This is a genomic window from Sphingomonas changbaiensis NBRC 104936 (assembly GCF_000974765.1).
Classification (GTDB): Bacteria; Pseudomonadota; Alphaproteobacteria; order Sphingomonadales; family Sphingomonadaceae; genus Sphingomonas_B; species Sphingomonas_B changbaiensis.
The window spans coordinates 1-14433 of sequence record NZ_BBWU01000006.1; the positions used below are offsets into that span (position 1 = coordinate 1).

General features: G+C 67.3%; 15 protein-coding genes. 6 read left to right on the forward strand and 9 right to left on the reverse strand.

What is annotated here, in order from left to right; genetic code table 11:
* Positions 1–55: 55 nt before the first annotated feature.
* Positions 56–2224, reverse strand: a complete 2169-nt coding sequence (locus SCH01S_RS01470; protein ID WP_046347005.1) for a primosomal protein N' — start codon at positions 2222–2224, stop codon at positions 56–58.
* A gap of 57 nt (positions 2225–2281) precedes the next feature.
* A complete protein-coding gene (locus SCH01S_RS01475) occupies positions 2282–3568 on the reverse strand; it encodes an aspartyl/asparaginyl beta-hydroxylase domain-containing protein (protein ID WP_052733715.1) in 1287 nt (428 codons plus the stop codon).
* A gap of 114 nt (positions 3569–3682) precedes the next feature.
* On the opposite strand from SCH01S_RS01475, the gene fsa reads away from it, so the two are divergent.
* Both fsa and SCH01S_RS01485 read left to right on the forward strand, forming a co-directional pair.
* On the forward strand, positions 3683–4336 hold the full coding sequence (fsa, locus tag SCH01S_RS01480; protein WP_046347006.1) for a fructose-6-phosphate aldolase: 654 nt from the start codon (positions 3683–3685) through the stop codon (positions 4334–4336).
* Positions 4333–5343: a tyrosine recombinase XerC gene (locus SCH01S_RS01485; protein ID WP_084689338.1), complete on the forward strand. Its 1011-nt coding sequence runs from the start codon at positions 4333–4335 to the stop codon at positions 5341–5343. Before fsa ends, SCH01S_RS01485 begins: the two co-directional genes overlap by 4 nt.
* On the opposite strand, the gene SCH01S_RS01490 is transcribed toward SCH01S_RS01485, so the two are convergent.
* The 4 genes from SCH01S_RS01490 to rsmI form a co-directional block, all read right to left on the reverse strand.
* Positions 5340–5939, reverse strand: coding sequence for a DedA family protein (locus tag SCH01S_RS01490; RefSeq protein WP_046347007.1), 600 nt, complete (start codon positions 5937–5939; stop codon positions 5340–5342). The two genes, SCH01S_RS01485 and SCH01S_RS01490, sit on opposite strands and share 4 nt — an antisense overlap.
* 107 nt (positions 5940–6046) lie before the next feature.
* Positions 6047–7003: a glutathione synthase gene (gene gshB / locus SCH01S_RS01495; RefSeq protein WP_046347008.1), complete on the reverse strand. Its 957-nt coding sequence runs from the start codon at positions 7001–7003 to the stop codon at positions 6047–6049.
* A 97-nt stretch (positions 7004–7100) separates the two neighbouring features.
* Positions 7101–7457: a YraN family protein gene (locus SCH01S_RS01500; protein ID WP_046347009.1), complete on the reverse strand. Its 357-nt coding sequence runs from the start codon at positions 7455–7457 to the stop codon at positions 7101–7103.
* A gap of 112 nt (positions 7458–7569) precedes the next feature.
* Positions 7570–8409 (reverse strand): 16S rRNA (cytidine(1402)-2'-O)-methyltransferase, encoded by an 840-nt coding sequence (gene rsmI / locus SCH01S_RS01505; RefSeq protein WP_046347010.1) that lies wholly within the window; start codon positions 8407–8409, stop codon positions 7570–7572.
* Positions 8410–8421: 12 nt separating this feature from the next.
* Between rsmI and SCH01S_RS01510 the strand changes: the two genes are divergently transcribed.
* The gene (locus tag SCH01S_RS01510) at positions 8422–9612 is read left to right on the forward strand and encodes a penicillin-binding protein activator (protein ID WP_052733716.1); all 1191 of its coding nucleotides are present in this window, start codon (positions 8422–8424) and stop codon (positions 9610–9612) included.
* 81 nt (positions 9613–9693) lie between these two features.
* On the opposite strand, the gene hemW is transcribed toward SCH01S_RS01510, so the two are convergent.
* The 3 genes from hemW to rph all read right to left on the reverse strand — a co-directional run bounded on the left by hemW (position 9694) and on the right by rph (position 12282).
* Positions 9694–10827 carry a radical SAM family heme chaperone HemW gene (hemW, locus tag SCH01S_RS01515; protein WP_046347011.1) on the reverse strand — a complete coding sequence of 378 codons (1134 nt, stop codon included), beginning with the start codon at positions 10825–10827 and terminating at the stop codon, positions 9694–9696.
* A 139-nt stretch (positions 10828–10966) separates the two neighbouring features.
* Positions 10967–11581, reverse strand: a complete 615-nt coding sequence (gene rdgB / locus SCH01S_RS01520) for an RdgB/HAM1 family non-canonical purine NTP pyrophosphatase (RefSeq protein ID WP_046347012.1) — start codon at positions 11579–11581, stop codon at positions 10967–10969.
* Complete coding sequence (gene rph / locus SCH01S_RS01525) at positions 11578–12282, reverse strand: ribonuclease PH (protein ID WP_046347013.1); 705 nt, start codon at positions 12280–12282, stop codon at positions 11578–11580. Before rph ends, rdgB begins: the two co-directional genes overlap by 4 nt.
* A 69-nt stretch (positions 12283–12351) precedes the next feature.
* Here rph and hrcA point away from each other — a divergent pair, with 69 nt between their 5' ends.
* The 3 genes from hrcA to secG all read left to right on the forward strand — a co-directional run bounded on the left by hrcA (position 12352) and on the right by secG (position 14408).
* A complete protein-coding gene (gene hrcA / locus SCH01S_RS01530) occupies positions 12352–13392 on the forward strand; it encodes a heat-inducible transcriptional repressor HrcA (RefSeq protein ID WP_046347014.1) in 1041 nt (346 codons plus the stop codon).
* Positions 13392–13934: a nucleotide exchange factor GrpE gene (grpE, locus tag SCH01S_RS01535; protein ID WP_084689339.1), complete on the forward strand. Its 543-nt coding sequence runs from the start codon at positions 13392–13394 to the stop codon at positions 13932–13934. Before hrcA ends, grpE begins: the two co-directional genes overlap by 1 nt.
* 105 nt (positions 13935–14039) lie before the next feature.
* Entirely contained in the window at positions 14040–14408 is a 369-nt protein-coding gene (secG, locus tag SCH01S_RS01540) for a preprotein translocase subunit SecG (RefSeq protein WP_046347016.1), read from the forward strand.
* The last annotated feature ends 25 nt before the right edge of the window (positions 14409–14433 follow it).

Sequence of the window (14433 nt, forward strand, 5' to 3'; positions counted from 1 at the left end):
TCCACCAAGCCGCTGCGCGCCTTGGTCCCCCTCCCCGAGCAAGCTCGGGGAGGATTTAGAGAAAGCTGTACGGATCCACGTCCACGCTCACCCGCACGCTCCCCGGCCATGTGAGCGCACCGAGCCAGTCGCGGATCACGTCCTGGACGTCGAGGCTGCGTCTCGCGTGAACCAAAAGCCGGTGACGGTGCCGGCCGCGGAGCATTGCCAGCGGCGCAGGGGCGGGGCCGAAGACGTGCATCTGATCGATATGCGGTGCCGTCTTGCCGATCAGTCGCGCGGTCTCGATCGCGGCCTGCGCGTTTTCGGAGCTGACGACGATCGCGGCCATGCGCCCGAACGGCGGTGCGCCCGCCTCGTGCCGTGTCTCGGTCTCGGCAGTGTAGAAGCTCTCGCCATCGCCGCTGACCAGCGCCTGGATCACGGGCGCGTTCACGTCGTGGGTCTGGACGAACACGCGGCCGGGCTTCGATCCACGGCCTGCGCGGCCGGCGACCTGGGCGATCTGCTGGAACGTCCGCTCCGCCGCGCGCAGGTCCCCGCCGGCAAGGCCAAGGTCCGCGTCGACCACGCCGACCAGCGTCAGGTTGGGGAAATGATAGCCTTTGGTCACCAGCTGGGTGCCGATCACGATCGAAATCTCGTTCGCCTCCATGCGCGCGACGAACTCGGCAGCCTTCGCCGGGGACCAGATCGTGTCGGACGTGACGATTGCGCGCGGCGCGTCCGGGAAGAGCGCTGCCACTTCGTCCGCGATCCGCTCGACGCCGGGGCCGCAGGCGACCAGCGAGTCCTCGGCCTTGCATTCGGGGCAGACTTCGGGCGGCTTCGCGATCAGGCCGCAATGATGGCATTGCAGCCGGTGGATCAGCCGGTGCTCGACCAGCCATGCCGTGCAATTCGGGCATTGAAAGCGGTGGCCGCAATGCCGGCAGAGCGTCAGCGGCGCATAGCCGCGACGGTTGAGGAACAGCAGGCTCTGCTCGCCGCGCTCCAGCGTCTCCTCGATGGCCTTGACGAGCGTCGGCGCAAGCCAGTGGCCGCGCGGCGGCGGGTCCTGGAGCAGGTCGATCGCGGCGATCTCCGGCAGCTGCGCACCGCCGAAGCGGGCCGGGAGCTTCACTTCCTCGTAACGGCCGAGCTCGACCTGATGGCGCGTCTCGATCGCGGGTGTCGCCGAGGCGAGGATGATCGGGATGTCCTCGAAGTGGCCGCGCATCACCGCGGTGTCGCGGGCGTGATACTGGACGCCGTCTTCCTGCTTGAAGCTCGCCTCGTGCGCTTCGTCGATCACGATCAGGCCGAGGTCACGATAGGGCAGGAACAGCGCCGAGCGGGCGCCGACCACCACCTTGGCTTCGCCGCTCGCGATCGCGCGCCACGCGCGGCGGCGCTGCGACTGGCGCAGGCCCGAGTGCCAGGCCACCGGCAGCACGCCGAAGCGGGTAGCGAAGCGGCGGAGAAAGGGTTCGGTCAACGCGATTTCGGGCAGCAGGACAAGGCTCTGGCGGCCAGCGCGGATCGCGGCGGCGACGCCTTCGAAATAGACTTCGGTCTTGCCGGAGCCGGTGACGCCATCGAGCACGAACGGTTGGAAGCTGTGGGCCTCGACGGCTTCCGTGAAGCGGTCGGCGGCTTCGCGCTGCTCGGCGGTCAGTTCAGGTGCGGCGTGATCGGGATCGGGCTCCGGGAAAGGCGTATCGAGCGCGACCTCGACCGGCTCGATCGCGCCAGCCTTGCACAGGCCGCGGATCACCGCGTCCGACACATCGGCGATCAGGGCCAGCTCGCGCACCAGGCCCTGCCGATCGCCGATCCGTTCCAGCGCTTGCGCGCGCTGTGGCGTCAGCCGGTCGGGAATGAGGCCGGTCGCGCGATATTCGAGGACCGTGCGTCCGCTCTCCAGCGCGGAGGAGGAGGGTAGCGCCATCCGCAGCACCGCGCCGGGCGGGGCGAGATAATAGTCGGACGTCCATTCGATCAGCCGGCGCAGCGGCGCGGCGAGGGGCGGCGCGTCATGGACGGAGATCAGGTTGCGGAGGCGGTTATCGCCAACCTCTGCGTCCGAAGGCATCCGCTCCGGCTCCCACACCACGCCCGTCAGCTGGCGCGGGCCTAATGGCGCGACGACGATCGATCCCGGCTCCGCCGTCATGCCGTACGGCACGCGGTAGTCGAGCGGACCAAGCGCGGGGTTGAGCAGGAGGACGCGGGCGCGGGACACGGGGCCGCATCTAAGCGCCCACAGTCTCCTGTCAAAAGTGCGGCGGCGCCGTCGTGATCAATCGTCCGGCTTGGGCATCAGGCCGCTTGCGTCGGCGGCGGCATAGAAGCGGTTCACCAGGTCGCGTTCCTGCGCGGTGATATGCGGGTTCCAGACGTCCAGGATCAGGACCACGCGAAGCTGATCGCTGTCGTTCCAGGCCTCGTGCTCGATCGTGTCGTCGAACGCGAACGCCTCGCCCTCATGCCATTCGCGCGTTTCGCCGCCGACGCGGAAGCCGCATTTCTCCGGCACGATCAGCCCCAGATGGATGATCGTGCGCGCGTTGGTGACGCCGGTGTGCGGCGGGATCCGGGTTTTCGGGTGAAGCAGCGAGAAGAACACCGTCGGCGCCCGCCCCGAATGGTCGGCAAGTGGAAGGCTCTCCACGGCCGCCGCGGTCGCCGGACAGCGTGCGCAATGGGCGTCGATCCGCGTGCCGTGCCGCCACAGGAAATAGGCGCTCCAGCGCTTGCTGTGATCCAGCTCGCTCCATTTGCTCTCCGGATAGCCGGCCGGATATTGGACGTACGGCGCAAAGCCTTCGTCGCCCTTGTCGAGCAGGTCCTGCAGCTCGGCGCGGATCGCGGGAGCGACGGCTTCCAGCGTACCCATCCAAGGAAAATGTTCGCGGTCGAAGAATTCGTCGGCAGGCAGGAACGGGAAGTTCATGCCCTCGCAGACGTTCGCATAGACCTTCCGGCGTCCGAGGGTCGCGTCGATCGCGGCGCGGACGCGGCGGGTGTCGCGGGCGGGAAGCGGATCGAGCAATTCCGCCATTTCGGCATCGACGCTCGCGCCGAGCCGCTGGTGCTGCTGGAAAGCGAAGGCGCGACCCTCGGTCAGCATCTGCCTTAGTTCGGGGGACAACTGGTCGTCGGGCGGCGCGACGGCGCTGGCCTGGCTCCAGTGCATGGCCGCGAGCGCGTCCTGGCCGGTGCGCTGAAAGAGATGCGCCTTCCTTAGCAGCGCCATGAAGAAGCGAGCATCGATCGCGAGGATGCGGTCGAGGGCGGCGAGTTCGCCGTCGGTGTCGCCCAGTTCGCGATGGGCCCGGGCCAGGTTCAGCCACAGCACCGGCTCTTTCGGATCGGCCGCCGCTGCCCGCGCGAAATGGTCCCGCGCCGTCGCGAAGTCGCCGATCCCCAGCGCATGGGTGCCGAGCGAATTGTGCGCCTGCGGATGATCGGGCGCGATCGTCACTACCTGCTGCAGATAGGCGACCGCCCCTTCCGGACGCCCGGCTCGCTGCTCGGCCGCCGCGGCCGACAAGAGTTGCGCGACGCGCGGATCGTTCACGTTCATTCCCCAAGCCCGTCATGCCGGGCTTGATCCGGCATCCACCTTCTATAGGGAGCGCTCATAAGGCAGGTGGACCCCGGATCAAGTCCGGGGTGACGATCAGCTAAGGATAGCTTCATGAAATTTTTCGTCGATACGGCAGACGTCAATGACATTCGCGAGCTCGCCGAAACCGGGCTGCTCGACGGCGTCACCACCAATCCGTCGCTGATCCACAAGGCCGGGCGCGACTTCCTGGACGTGGTGAAGGAAATCTGCGCGATCGTGCCGGGGCCGGTTTCAGCCGAAGTCGTCGCGCTCGATCACGAGACCATGATGAAGGAGGCCGAAATCCTCCGGAAGATCGCCGACAACGTCGCGGTGAAGGTGCCGCTGACGCTCGAGGGTCTGAAGACCTGTCGCAAGCTGACCAGCGACGGCACGATGGTGAACGTCACCCTCTGCTTCTCGGCCAATCAGGCCTTGCTGGCGGCGAAGGCGGGGGCGACGTTCGTCTCGCCGTTTGTCGGCCGGCACGATGATGTCGGCTTCGATGGCATGCAGCTGATCAGCGACATTCGCCTGATTTACGACAATTACGATTATGGCACCGAAATCCTGGTCGCGAGCGTGCGGCACCCGATCCATGTGCTCGAATCGGCCAAGCTGGGCGCCGATGTTGCGACGATGCCGCCGGCGGTGATCCGCCAGCTCGTCAAACATCCGCTGACCGACAAGGGCATCGAAGGCTTCCTCGCCGACTGGGCGAAGACGGGGCAGAAGATTTCATGACGCAAACTCCTCCCCGGAACGGGGAGGGGGACCAGCCGCAGGCTGGTGGAGGGGTCGCGAGCGAAGCGAGCCTTGGCGCGGTCGCCCCCTCCACCACCGGGCTGGCGCCCGGCGGTCCCCCTCCCCGTTCCGGGGAGGAGCTGGCGCGCGCCTTCGCCGACCATCTGCGTCGCGACCGTCGTCGGTCGGTGCATACGGTCAGGGCCTATGCGGCGACGGCGGAGCGGTTGCTGGCCTTTCTTTCCGAGCATCACGGACGCGAAGTCGATGCTGCGCTGCTGAAAACGATCGGCGTTGCCGACCTGCGCGCGTTCCTTGCCGACCGGCGGAACGACGGCATCGGCAATGCTTCGGCCGCGCGCGAGCTGTCGGCGGTGCGGACGTTTCTCGCCTTTGCAGGTGTCGAGACGCCACGCCTGCGCGGACCCAAGGTCAAGAAAGGGGTGCCGCGGCCGGTCTCGCCCGCCGAGGCGATCGCGCTGGCCGAGGACGTGGCCGAGGAGCGCGAGGGCTGGGCCGGCGCGCGCGACCTGGCGGTCCTGCTGCTGCTCTATGGCGCGGGCCTGCGGATCGGCGAGGCGATGGGATTGACCGGCGCGGCGCTGCCGCTGGGGGCGACGATCAGCGTCAGCGGCAAGCGCAACAAGACGCGCGTGGTGCCGCTGCTGCCGCAGGTGCGCCAGGCGATCGAGACCTATATCGCCGCCTGCCCGTATCCGCCCGCGAAGGACCAGGCGCTGTTCCGCGGCGCACGCGGCGGCCCGCTGGAACCGTCGCAGATCAGGCGGTCGGTGCGGCGAGCGCGGGGTCGGTTGGGCCTGTCGGAACGGACGACACCGCATGCGCTGAGGCACAGCTTTGCGACCCACCTGCTCGGCCGTGGCGCCGATCTGCGGTCGTTGCAGGAATTGCTCGGCCATGCGAGCCTGAGTTCCACGCAGATCTACACCGCGGTCGATGCTGCGCACCTAATGGACGTCTATCGCAACGCTCATCCGCGCGCTTAACCGCGAGGCCGCCAGGTGACCACGCGCCAGAGGTAGCTCAGGAGAAGGGTCGCCGTGATCGCGATCGCGGCGGGGCCGACATAGTGCTGCAGCCGTTCGAAGTTCGATCCGAAATAGAGGCCGGCCCAGGCCAGCACCGAGTTCCAGATCGTACTGCCCAGAAAGGTCCAGAGCACGAACCTGCGGAGCGGCATATAGGTGAGACCTGCCGGCAGCGAGATGAGCGTGCGACCGGTCGGCATGAAGCGAAAGACGAAGACCACCCATTGGCCATGCCGCACGAAAAAGCGCTGCAGCCGCTCGGCTTCCGGCCAGTCTACGGTCAGCCAACGCCCGTGCCGCTCGATGAATGGGCGGAACCGCTCGTAGCCGATCCTGCGGCCGATCCAGTACCAGAAGAGATTCCCGAGCGTGCTTCCTGCCGTCGCCCAGGCGATTAGAAGCGGCAGGCTCATGTCGCCCCGCGCGACCGCGATGCCGCCCAGTCCCATGATCACTTCGGAAGGGATCGGCGGGAACACATTCTCGATCACCATCAGTGCGAAGATGCCGAGATAACCGCCCGCCGCGATCAGGTTCAGGATGAAGTCGGTCATTTCGCGAGCTAATGCGTTACCTTAACCCGTTCGCTTCGAGCGAAGTCGAGAAGCGCTTGGCTCGGAGCCGCCGTTTCTCGACTTCGCTCGAAACAAACGGAAGGAGGCTAGGACCTCTCCGCGATCTTTCGCTCGATCACATCCCAGATCAGCGCCGGCGTGTCGGTACCGTTGAACCTGTCGATCGCGACGATGCCGGTGGGCGAGGTAACGTTGATCTCGGTCAGCCATTCGCCGCCGATCACGTCGATGCCGACGAAGATCAGGCCGCGGCGCTTCAGTTCGGGGCCGAGCGCGGCGCAGATTTCCTGCTCGCGTGGCGTGAGGTCGGTCTTCGCCGCCTTGCCGCCGACGGCGAGGTTGGAGCGAATTTCACCCTCGCTGGGAATGCGGTTGACGGCGCCGGTCACTTCGCCGTCGACCAGTACGATGCGCTTGTCCCCTTCCGCTACGCCGGGAAGGAACGCCTGAACCATGTGCGGTTCGCGATAGGCGGTGTTGAACACCTCGATCAGCGACGAGAGATTGGCGCCGTCCCGCCCGACCTTGAAGATCGCCTTGCCGCCATTGCCGTGCAGCGGCTTGACGACGATCTCGCCATGCTCGGCAAGGAAGGCGCGTACTTCGTCCAGCTCGCGGGTGACGAGCGTCGGCGGCATGAACTGCGCATAATCGAGCACGAACACTTTCTCGGGCGCATTCCGGACCGAGGCGGGGTCGTTCACGACTAAAGTCTCGTGCGCGATCCGCTCGAGCAGATGCGTCGCGGTGATGTAGCCGAGGTCGAACGGCGGGTCCTGCCGCATCAGCACCACGTCGATGTCGCGGCCGAGATCGATCTTGACCGGCGCTTCGACGGCGAAGTGATTGCCGAGCACAGGCTGGACCCGCACGGGCTGCGCGACCGTCCAGACGCGGCCATCGCGGTAATTCAGCCGATCGGCGGTATAGTGATAGACGGGATATCCGCGCCTTTGTGCCTCCAGCATCAGCGCAAAGCTCGAATCGCCGGCGATATTGATGCCCTCCAGCGGGTCCATCTGCACAGCAACGCGAAGGCTCATCTGTCATCCGTTCGTTTCGAGCGAAGTCGAGAAACGATCGCTCAGGCGTGTCTCGACTTCGCTCGACACGAACGGCGGGAGGGCGTCAAGACCGGCGCTATCCCACCCAGGCGTTGCGGATGTGGCGGGGCAGGCTCCACGGCGCAAGCAGGATCACGTCGACGCGGAGGTCGTCGCCCGGGCGGCCATAGCGCGGCGCGAGCATCGAGGCGGCAGATGCAACGCGGGAAAGCCGGTGCTCGTCGATGGCGACGTCGAGCTCGGGCCGGGTGGCGCGGGTCTTCACCTCGACGAACAAGGTGGTGCGGCCCCGCCGGGCGATCAGGTCGACCTCACCGACCGGCGTGCGCACGCGCCGCGCGACGATGCTCCAGCCCTGGAGATTGAGCCAGAGCGCAGCGAAGGTTTCACCGATGCGGCCGCGGCGTTCGGCAGATTTTCGATTCCTTGTCATCCCTGACGCGGTTTGGCCTGAGCTTGTCGAAGGCCTTCCTTCTTTGGTTGACTGGGAGGGAAGAAAGGGAGGGCTTCGACAAGCTCAGCCCAAACCGGATGGAGGTGCCGGATCATTTCTGGTCCTTCAGCGCCATCGCCCGTGCGTAGAGGGCCTTGCGATCCGCCCCCAGCGCCTTGGCGACCTCGCCCGCGGCCTTCGCGGGCGGTAATCGTTCGAGCGCCTCGCGCAGCGCCGCGTCCACCTCGTCTTCGCCGGCCGCCTCTGGCTCGCCCGGAGGCGCAACCACGATGACGATCTCGCCCTTGGGTGGCGCGTCGGCATAGCGGGCGGCGAGATCGGGGAGAGGAGCAGTGACGGCTTCCTCATAGGCCTTGCTGATCTCGCGCGCGACGGCCGCGTCGCGAGGACCCAGGCCCTCCGCCAGCGCCGCAAGCGCGGCGCCGAGCCGCGGGCCCGATTCGTAGAAAACGAGTGTCGCCCGAATGCCAGCCAATTCGGCGATCGCGTCGGCGCGGGCCTTCGCCTTGCTGGGCAGGAAGCCGGCGAACAGGAATCGGTCGGTGGGCAGGCCCGCCAGCGTCAGGGCGGCGATCGCGGCGCAGGGACCGGGAATCGTCGTCACCGGCACGCCGGCGGCGCGGGCATCGCGGACGAGCTTATAGCCGGGATCGGAAATCAGCGGCGTGCCGGCGTCCGAGACCAAGGCGACCGATTCGCCCGCCATGCGCGCGATCAGCTCCGGCCGCACACGGTCAGCATTATGGTCGTGATAGGGGATCATCGGCCGCCGGGCGCCGATGTGCTGGAGCAATTTCGAGGTCACGCGGCTGTCTTCGACTGCCAGCACATCGGCGCGCGCGAGCATGTCGGCAGCGCGCGGGCTGAGATCGGACAGGTTGCCGATCGGCGTGGCGACAATATAGAGGCCGGGTTTCAGCTTTTCTTGCATGTAAGGAACGTCATGGCAGAGGCAGCGACCGCCCCGCAACTATGGGTCAGGCGGGTGACGAGGTTCGGCGCATTTGCCGGGCTGATGGCGCTCGCCGCCTGCGTGTCGGGACCGCGCCGCGGCACCGCTCCGCCGCCGCCGCCGCCGCCCGCCGTGGAAACGCCGCGCCCGGTCGGGCCGGAACTGCCCGAAGACCAGAACCGCCACCGCATCGCGCTGCTGGTGCCGTTGTCCGGCCCCAATGGCGGCGTCGGCCAGTCGATTGCGAATGCCGCGAATCTGGCGGTGCTCGACACGGGCGGCAAGCGCATCCGCATCACCTTCTATGATACTGCGACCGGGGCGGCTGCGGCCGCCAATCGTGCGGTGGGCGAAGGCAACAAGGTGATCCTGGGGCCGCTTCTGGCCGATGACGTGAGGCTTGTCGCGCCGATCGCGCAGCGCGCGCACGTGCCGGTGATCAGCTTCTCGAACGACACCAGCGTCGCCGGGAACGGCGCCTTCATCATGGGCTACACGCCGGCGGAGTCGATCGACCGCGTGGTGCGGTTCGCCCGATCCAAGGGCATGGCGAAGTTCGCCGGGCTCGCTCCCGCCGGCACCTATGGCCAGCGCGCGGCCAATGTCTTCCTGCGCTCGGTCGAAAGCGCAGGCGGGCAGGTCGTCTCGTTGCAGAGCTATGATCGCAGCAAGGGCGGGGTTGCTGCGGCGATCGCCAAGATCGACAGCGCCTCGCCTTACGATGCCGTGCTGATTGCCGACAATGCGCGCAACGCGGCCGGGGCAGTGACGCTGCTGCGCAAGGACGCGCCGAACGCGAAGGTGCTGGGCACCGAGCTCTGGAACACGGAGAACGGCATAGCGGGCATGACGTCGCTGCACGGCGCCTGGTTCGCCAGCGTGTCGGACAATCTGTATCGCCAGCTCGCGGCGAAATACCGGCTGCGCTACGGCAGCGCGCCGTATCGGATTTCGTCGATGGGTTACGACGCGGTTCTGCTGGTCTCGCGGATCGCGCAGGATTGGCGCGTTGGCAGCGACTTTCCGATGGCGCGGCTGATGGATGAAGGCGGCTTCACCGGGATCGACGGCCCATTCCGTTTCCGCCGCGACGGCATCGTCGAGCGCGCGCTCGAGGTGCAGCAGGTCGGGCCGGGCGGACTGACTGTCGTGAGCCCGCCACCGGCGAAATTCGGGGAATAATTCGCTGAACTCTCCTCCCGGTTTGGCCTGAGCCTGTCGAAGGCCTCCCTTCTTCTTTGCCCAAGCTCAGCCCGAACCGGGCTAGAGAATCACTTCGGCCAGAATCCGGTCGAGCACGAGCATGCCGGCAGGGGTGACCTTAAGATGGCTGCCGTCCTGCCGGACCAGCCCGTGCTCCGCCAGCCGGCTGACGGCCGCGTCGTCGACCAGCGCCTGAACCTCGGTCTCCGTCGCCAGTCGCGCCAGGTCGACGCCTTCGTCCAGCCGCAGGCCCATCAGCAGCGCCTCCGCGGCGCGCGTTTCGGGCGACAGCGCGTCCTCGCTTTCGATGCCGTGGCCGTTGCGGGCGATGGCGGTCAGGAAATTTTCGGGCTTCTTGCGGCGGAAGCTGGCAGTCGCGAGGCGGCGGCCATGGGCGCCCGGGCCGACGCCCACATAGTCGCCGTAGCGCCAATAAGTGAGGTTGTGCCGGCTCTCTTCGCCGGGGCGGGCGTGGTTCGAGACTTCGTAAGCGGGAAGGCCGGCCTCCGCGGTGATCGCGCGGGTGAGCTCGAACAGCTCGGCGGCGTGATCCGGATCGGTCTGAGGCAGCGTGCCCTTGGCGGCGAGCGCTGCAAAGCGCGTGCCCGGCTCGATCGTCAGCTGATAGAGCGACAGGTGTTCGGTGCCGAACGTGAGGGCGCGGCGAAGCTCGGCCTGCCAATCGTCCAGCGACTGGCCGGGACGCGCGTAGATCAGGTCGAAGCTGACGCGGTCGAACGCCGCTTGCGCGGTGTCGAGCGCAGCAAGGCCTTCGCTCAGCGAATGCGCGCGACCCAGGAATGCGAGCGCCGAATCGTCGAGCGCCTGAAGGCCGAGCGAGACGCGGTTGACGCCGGCGCGGGCGAGGTCGCCGAAGCGCGCCGCTTCGACCGATGAGGGGTTCGCCTCCAGCGTGATCTCGATCCCCGGCGCAAAGCCCCAATGCCGCTCCGCCGCCTCGATCAGCGCGGCGACGGTCTGCGGCGGCATCAGCGACGGCGTGCCGCCGCCGAAGAAGATCGAGGAGAGCGGGCGGTCGGGCGTGAGGCTCGCTTCATGCGCGAGGTCGGCGAGGAGCGCTGTGCGCCACCGATCCTGGTCGACCTGCTCCCGCACGTGCGAGTTGAAGTCGCAATACGGGCACTTCGAGACGCAGAACGGCCAGTGGATGTAGAGGGCGAGGGGGGCGGTCACTGAATGATGTTATCCAAAGCCGGTTTGGGCTGAGCTTGTCGAAGCCCTCCCTTTCTTTGCTGAAGTGAGATAGAAGAAGGGAGGCCTTCGACAAGCTCAGGCCGAACCGAAGCCACTGGCTCCGCGCCCAGCTTCTTACCTACAACAGCGCCGCCTTCAGCTTCGCGAACGCCGCAGCTCTATGGCTGATGCGGTGCTTTTCCTCCGGGTCCATCTCGCCGAACGACTGATCATAGCCGTTGGGCACGAACATCGGATCATAGCCGAAGCCGCGGTCGCCGCGCGGCGGCCAGACCAGCACGCCGTCGACCCGGCCTTCGAACACTTCCAGATGCCCGTCCGGCCAGGCGACCGCGAGCGCGCACATGAAGAAGGCGTCGCGCCCTGCTTCCGGCCCGACGCGCTCCAGATGCTCCTCGACCAGGCGCATCGCGAGGCCGAAATCCTTGTCCGGCCCCGCCCAGCGCGCGGAGAAGATGCCGGGCTCCAGCCCCAGCGCTTCGACGCAAAGGCCGCTATCGTCGGCGAGCGCGGGCATGCCGGACAGGTCGGCCGCGAGTAGCGCCTTCAGTTCGGCATTGGCGGCAAAGGTCGTGCCGGTCTCTTCAGGCTCCGGCAGCCCCAGGCTGCCCGCCGAGACCGGCTCGATGCCGTTCGGACCCAGCAGCGCCGCAATCTCCTTCACCTTGCCCGGATTGTGGCTGGCGACGACCAGCTTGCCGGGCTGGAGCTTGCGGCTTTCCTGGTAATTCACCGGCCCACCGCCTTGGCCTGCGCCGCGAAGATGTCCGCGCAGCCGATGCGGGCGAGGCGGAGCAGCCGCAGCAGCCCTTCCTCGTCGTAGCAGGCGCCTTCGGCCGTCACCTGCGCCTCGATGATGTTGTTGTCGTCGGTCAGCACGAAATTCCCGTCGCAATGGGCGGAGGAGTCTTCCGGATAATCGAGGTCGAGCACCGGAGTTCCCTCATAGATGCCGCAGCTGACCGCGGCGACCTTGCGCTGGATGGGGTCGACGGGGAGGTTCAGTGTGTCGATTGCGAGGCGCAGCGCCACCCAGGCGCCGGAGATGGAGGCAGTGCGCGTGCCGCCGTCCGCCTGTAGCACATCGCAATCGAGCGTGATCTGGCGCTCGCCCAAGGCCTTCATATCGACGACGGCGCGCAGCGAGCGGCCGATCAGCCGCTGGATTTCCTGCGTGCGGCCGGACTGCTTGCCCTTCGCCGCCTCGCGGCTGCCGCGGGTGTGCGTGGCGCGCGGGAGCATGCCGTATTCGGCCGTCACCCAGCCTTCGCCCTTGCCGCGCAGGAAGGGTGGCACGCGCTCCTCAACACTGGCGGTGACCAGCACCTTGGTGTCGCCGAAGCCGATCAGCACGGAGCCTTCGGCGTGGCGGGTATAATTCGGTTCGATGGTAATGGCGCGCATCTGATCGGGCGCGCGGCCTGAGGGTCGCATTCTGTTTCCTCTATAATGTGCGGTGCGCCCTAGGTGACGAAGAAGAACTGAGTCCATAGATAAGCGCCAATGGCCACCCAGCCGATCACCGAATTGTCCGACCGGGCGCGCGAAGTGTTTCGCGTGGTGGTTGAGTCGTATCTCGGCACCGGCATTCCGGTCGGGTCGCGGACCATTTCCAAAGTCGGCGGGTTCAACCTGTCGCCCGCCTCGATTCGCAACGTGATGCAGGATTTGGAGGAAGCCGGGCTCCTCTCGGCGCCGCACATTTCGGCGGGGCGGATGCCGACCGAGCAGGGCCTCAGGCTGTTCGTCGATGCGATCATGCAGGCGGCGGAGCCCAGCCCCGAGGAACGGCGGCTGATCGAGCGGCAGCTGAGCGGCGGGCCGATCGAAAGCGCCCTTTCGGCCGCGACCACCGCGCTGTCCGATCTTTCCGCCTGCGCCGGGGTGGTGATGGTGCCGAAGCGCGAGCCGCGGCTGCGCCAGATCGGCTTCGTGCCCTTGTCGCGCGATCAGGCGATGGCAGTGCTGGTCGGGCAGGACGGCAGCGTCGAGAACCGGGTGATCGAGCTCCCGCGCGGGACGTCTCCGTCGGCGCTGGTCGAGGCTGCGAATTTCGTCAGCGCCGAGCTGAGCGGATTGACCTTGGGTGAGGCGCGGGCGCGGCTCTCCGCCGAAATCCGGCGCGGGCGTGCCGCGCTCGATCAGGCGGCCCGGACTCTGATCGAGCATGGGCTGGCCGTCTGGTCCGAGGACGGCGACCGGCGCCCCGTTCTGATCGTGCGCGGCCAGTCGCATCTGCTCGATGGCGGCGCGGCGGAGGATCTGGAACGCGTCCGGCAATTGCTCGGCGAGCTCGAGGACCGGCAGGAAATCGCGCGGCTGCTCGACAGCGCGGCCGAGGGCGCGGCGACCAAAATCTTCATCGGGTCCGAGAACAAGCTGTTCGCGCTGTCCGGCTCGTCGGTGATCGCTTCGCCCTATCGAGGGAGCGATGGGCGGGTGGTGGGCGTTGTCGGCGTGATCGGCCCGACCCGGTTGAATTATGCGCGCGTGGTCCCGATGGTAGACTTTACGGCACAAACCCTTTCGAGATTGATGGGATGATGGACGAGAACGACACGGTTCGCGAAGACACGGCTGCGGATGCTCCCGAAGTGCGGGAGCATGATCATATCCAGGCCATGAAGGCAGAACTGGCCGAGGCGAAGGCTGCCGCGCTGTATGCGCAGGCGGAGACGCAGAATGTCCGGCGCAGGCTGGAAAAGGATGCGCAGGATGCCCGCGCCTATGCCGCGACCGGCTTCGCGCGAGATATGCTGACGGTCGCCGACAATCTGGAGCGCGCGCTGCAGGCGATTCCCGCCGATTTGCGCGACGACGAGCGATTCAAGGGGCTGGTCGTCGGCCTGGAAGCGACCGGGCGCGAGCTGAACGCGGTGTTCGAGCGGAACGGCATCAGCAAGATTTCGGCGCTGGGCGAAAAGCTCGATCCCAATCGTCACCAGGCCATGATCGAAGTTCCGACCGCGGATGCGGAGCCCGGCACGATCGTCCAGGAAATGCAGGCCGGCTACATGATTCGCGATCGCCTGCTGCGTCCGGCGCTCGTCGGTGTCGCCAAGGCAGCCGAGCCGGTCGGGGCCTAGGATTGGTCTCCCGATCCGGTTTGGGCTGAGCCTGTAAGAGCTTAGATTGAAAGTTTCGGTGTCTGCCGCTAAGGCGCGCGCCACTTTAGGAACAGAAAGACTCGCATGTTCACCTTCCTTCTCGTTCTCCAGGCGCTGATCGCGGCGGCTCTTGTGACCGTCATCCTGATCCAGCGGTCGGAAGGTGGCGGCCTGACCGGCGGCAGCCCCTCGGGCCTGATGTCGGCGCGGGGCGCTGCGGACTTCCTGACCCGCGCGACCGCAGTGCTCGCGACGGCCTTCATCCTGTGCTGCATCGCGTTGGCGACGCTCGCCGCGATGAACCAGCGCACCGGCAAGATCGACGCCTCGGCCGCAACGCCGGTCCAGTCGGCGCCCGCGCCGGTCGCGGCCCCGACGACGGTTCCCACCGATCCGCTCGCCGCAGCGGCCGGGCAGGCGGCGGGGAACGGTACGGCGCCGGCGACGAAATAACGAACTAGCTCCTCCCCGGAACGGG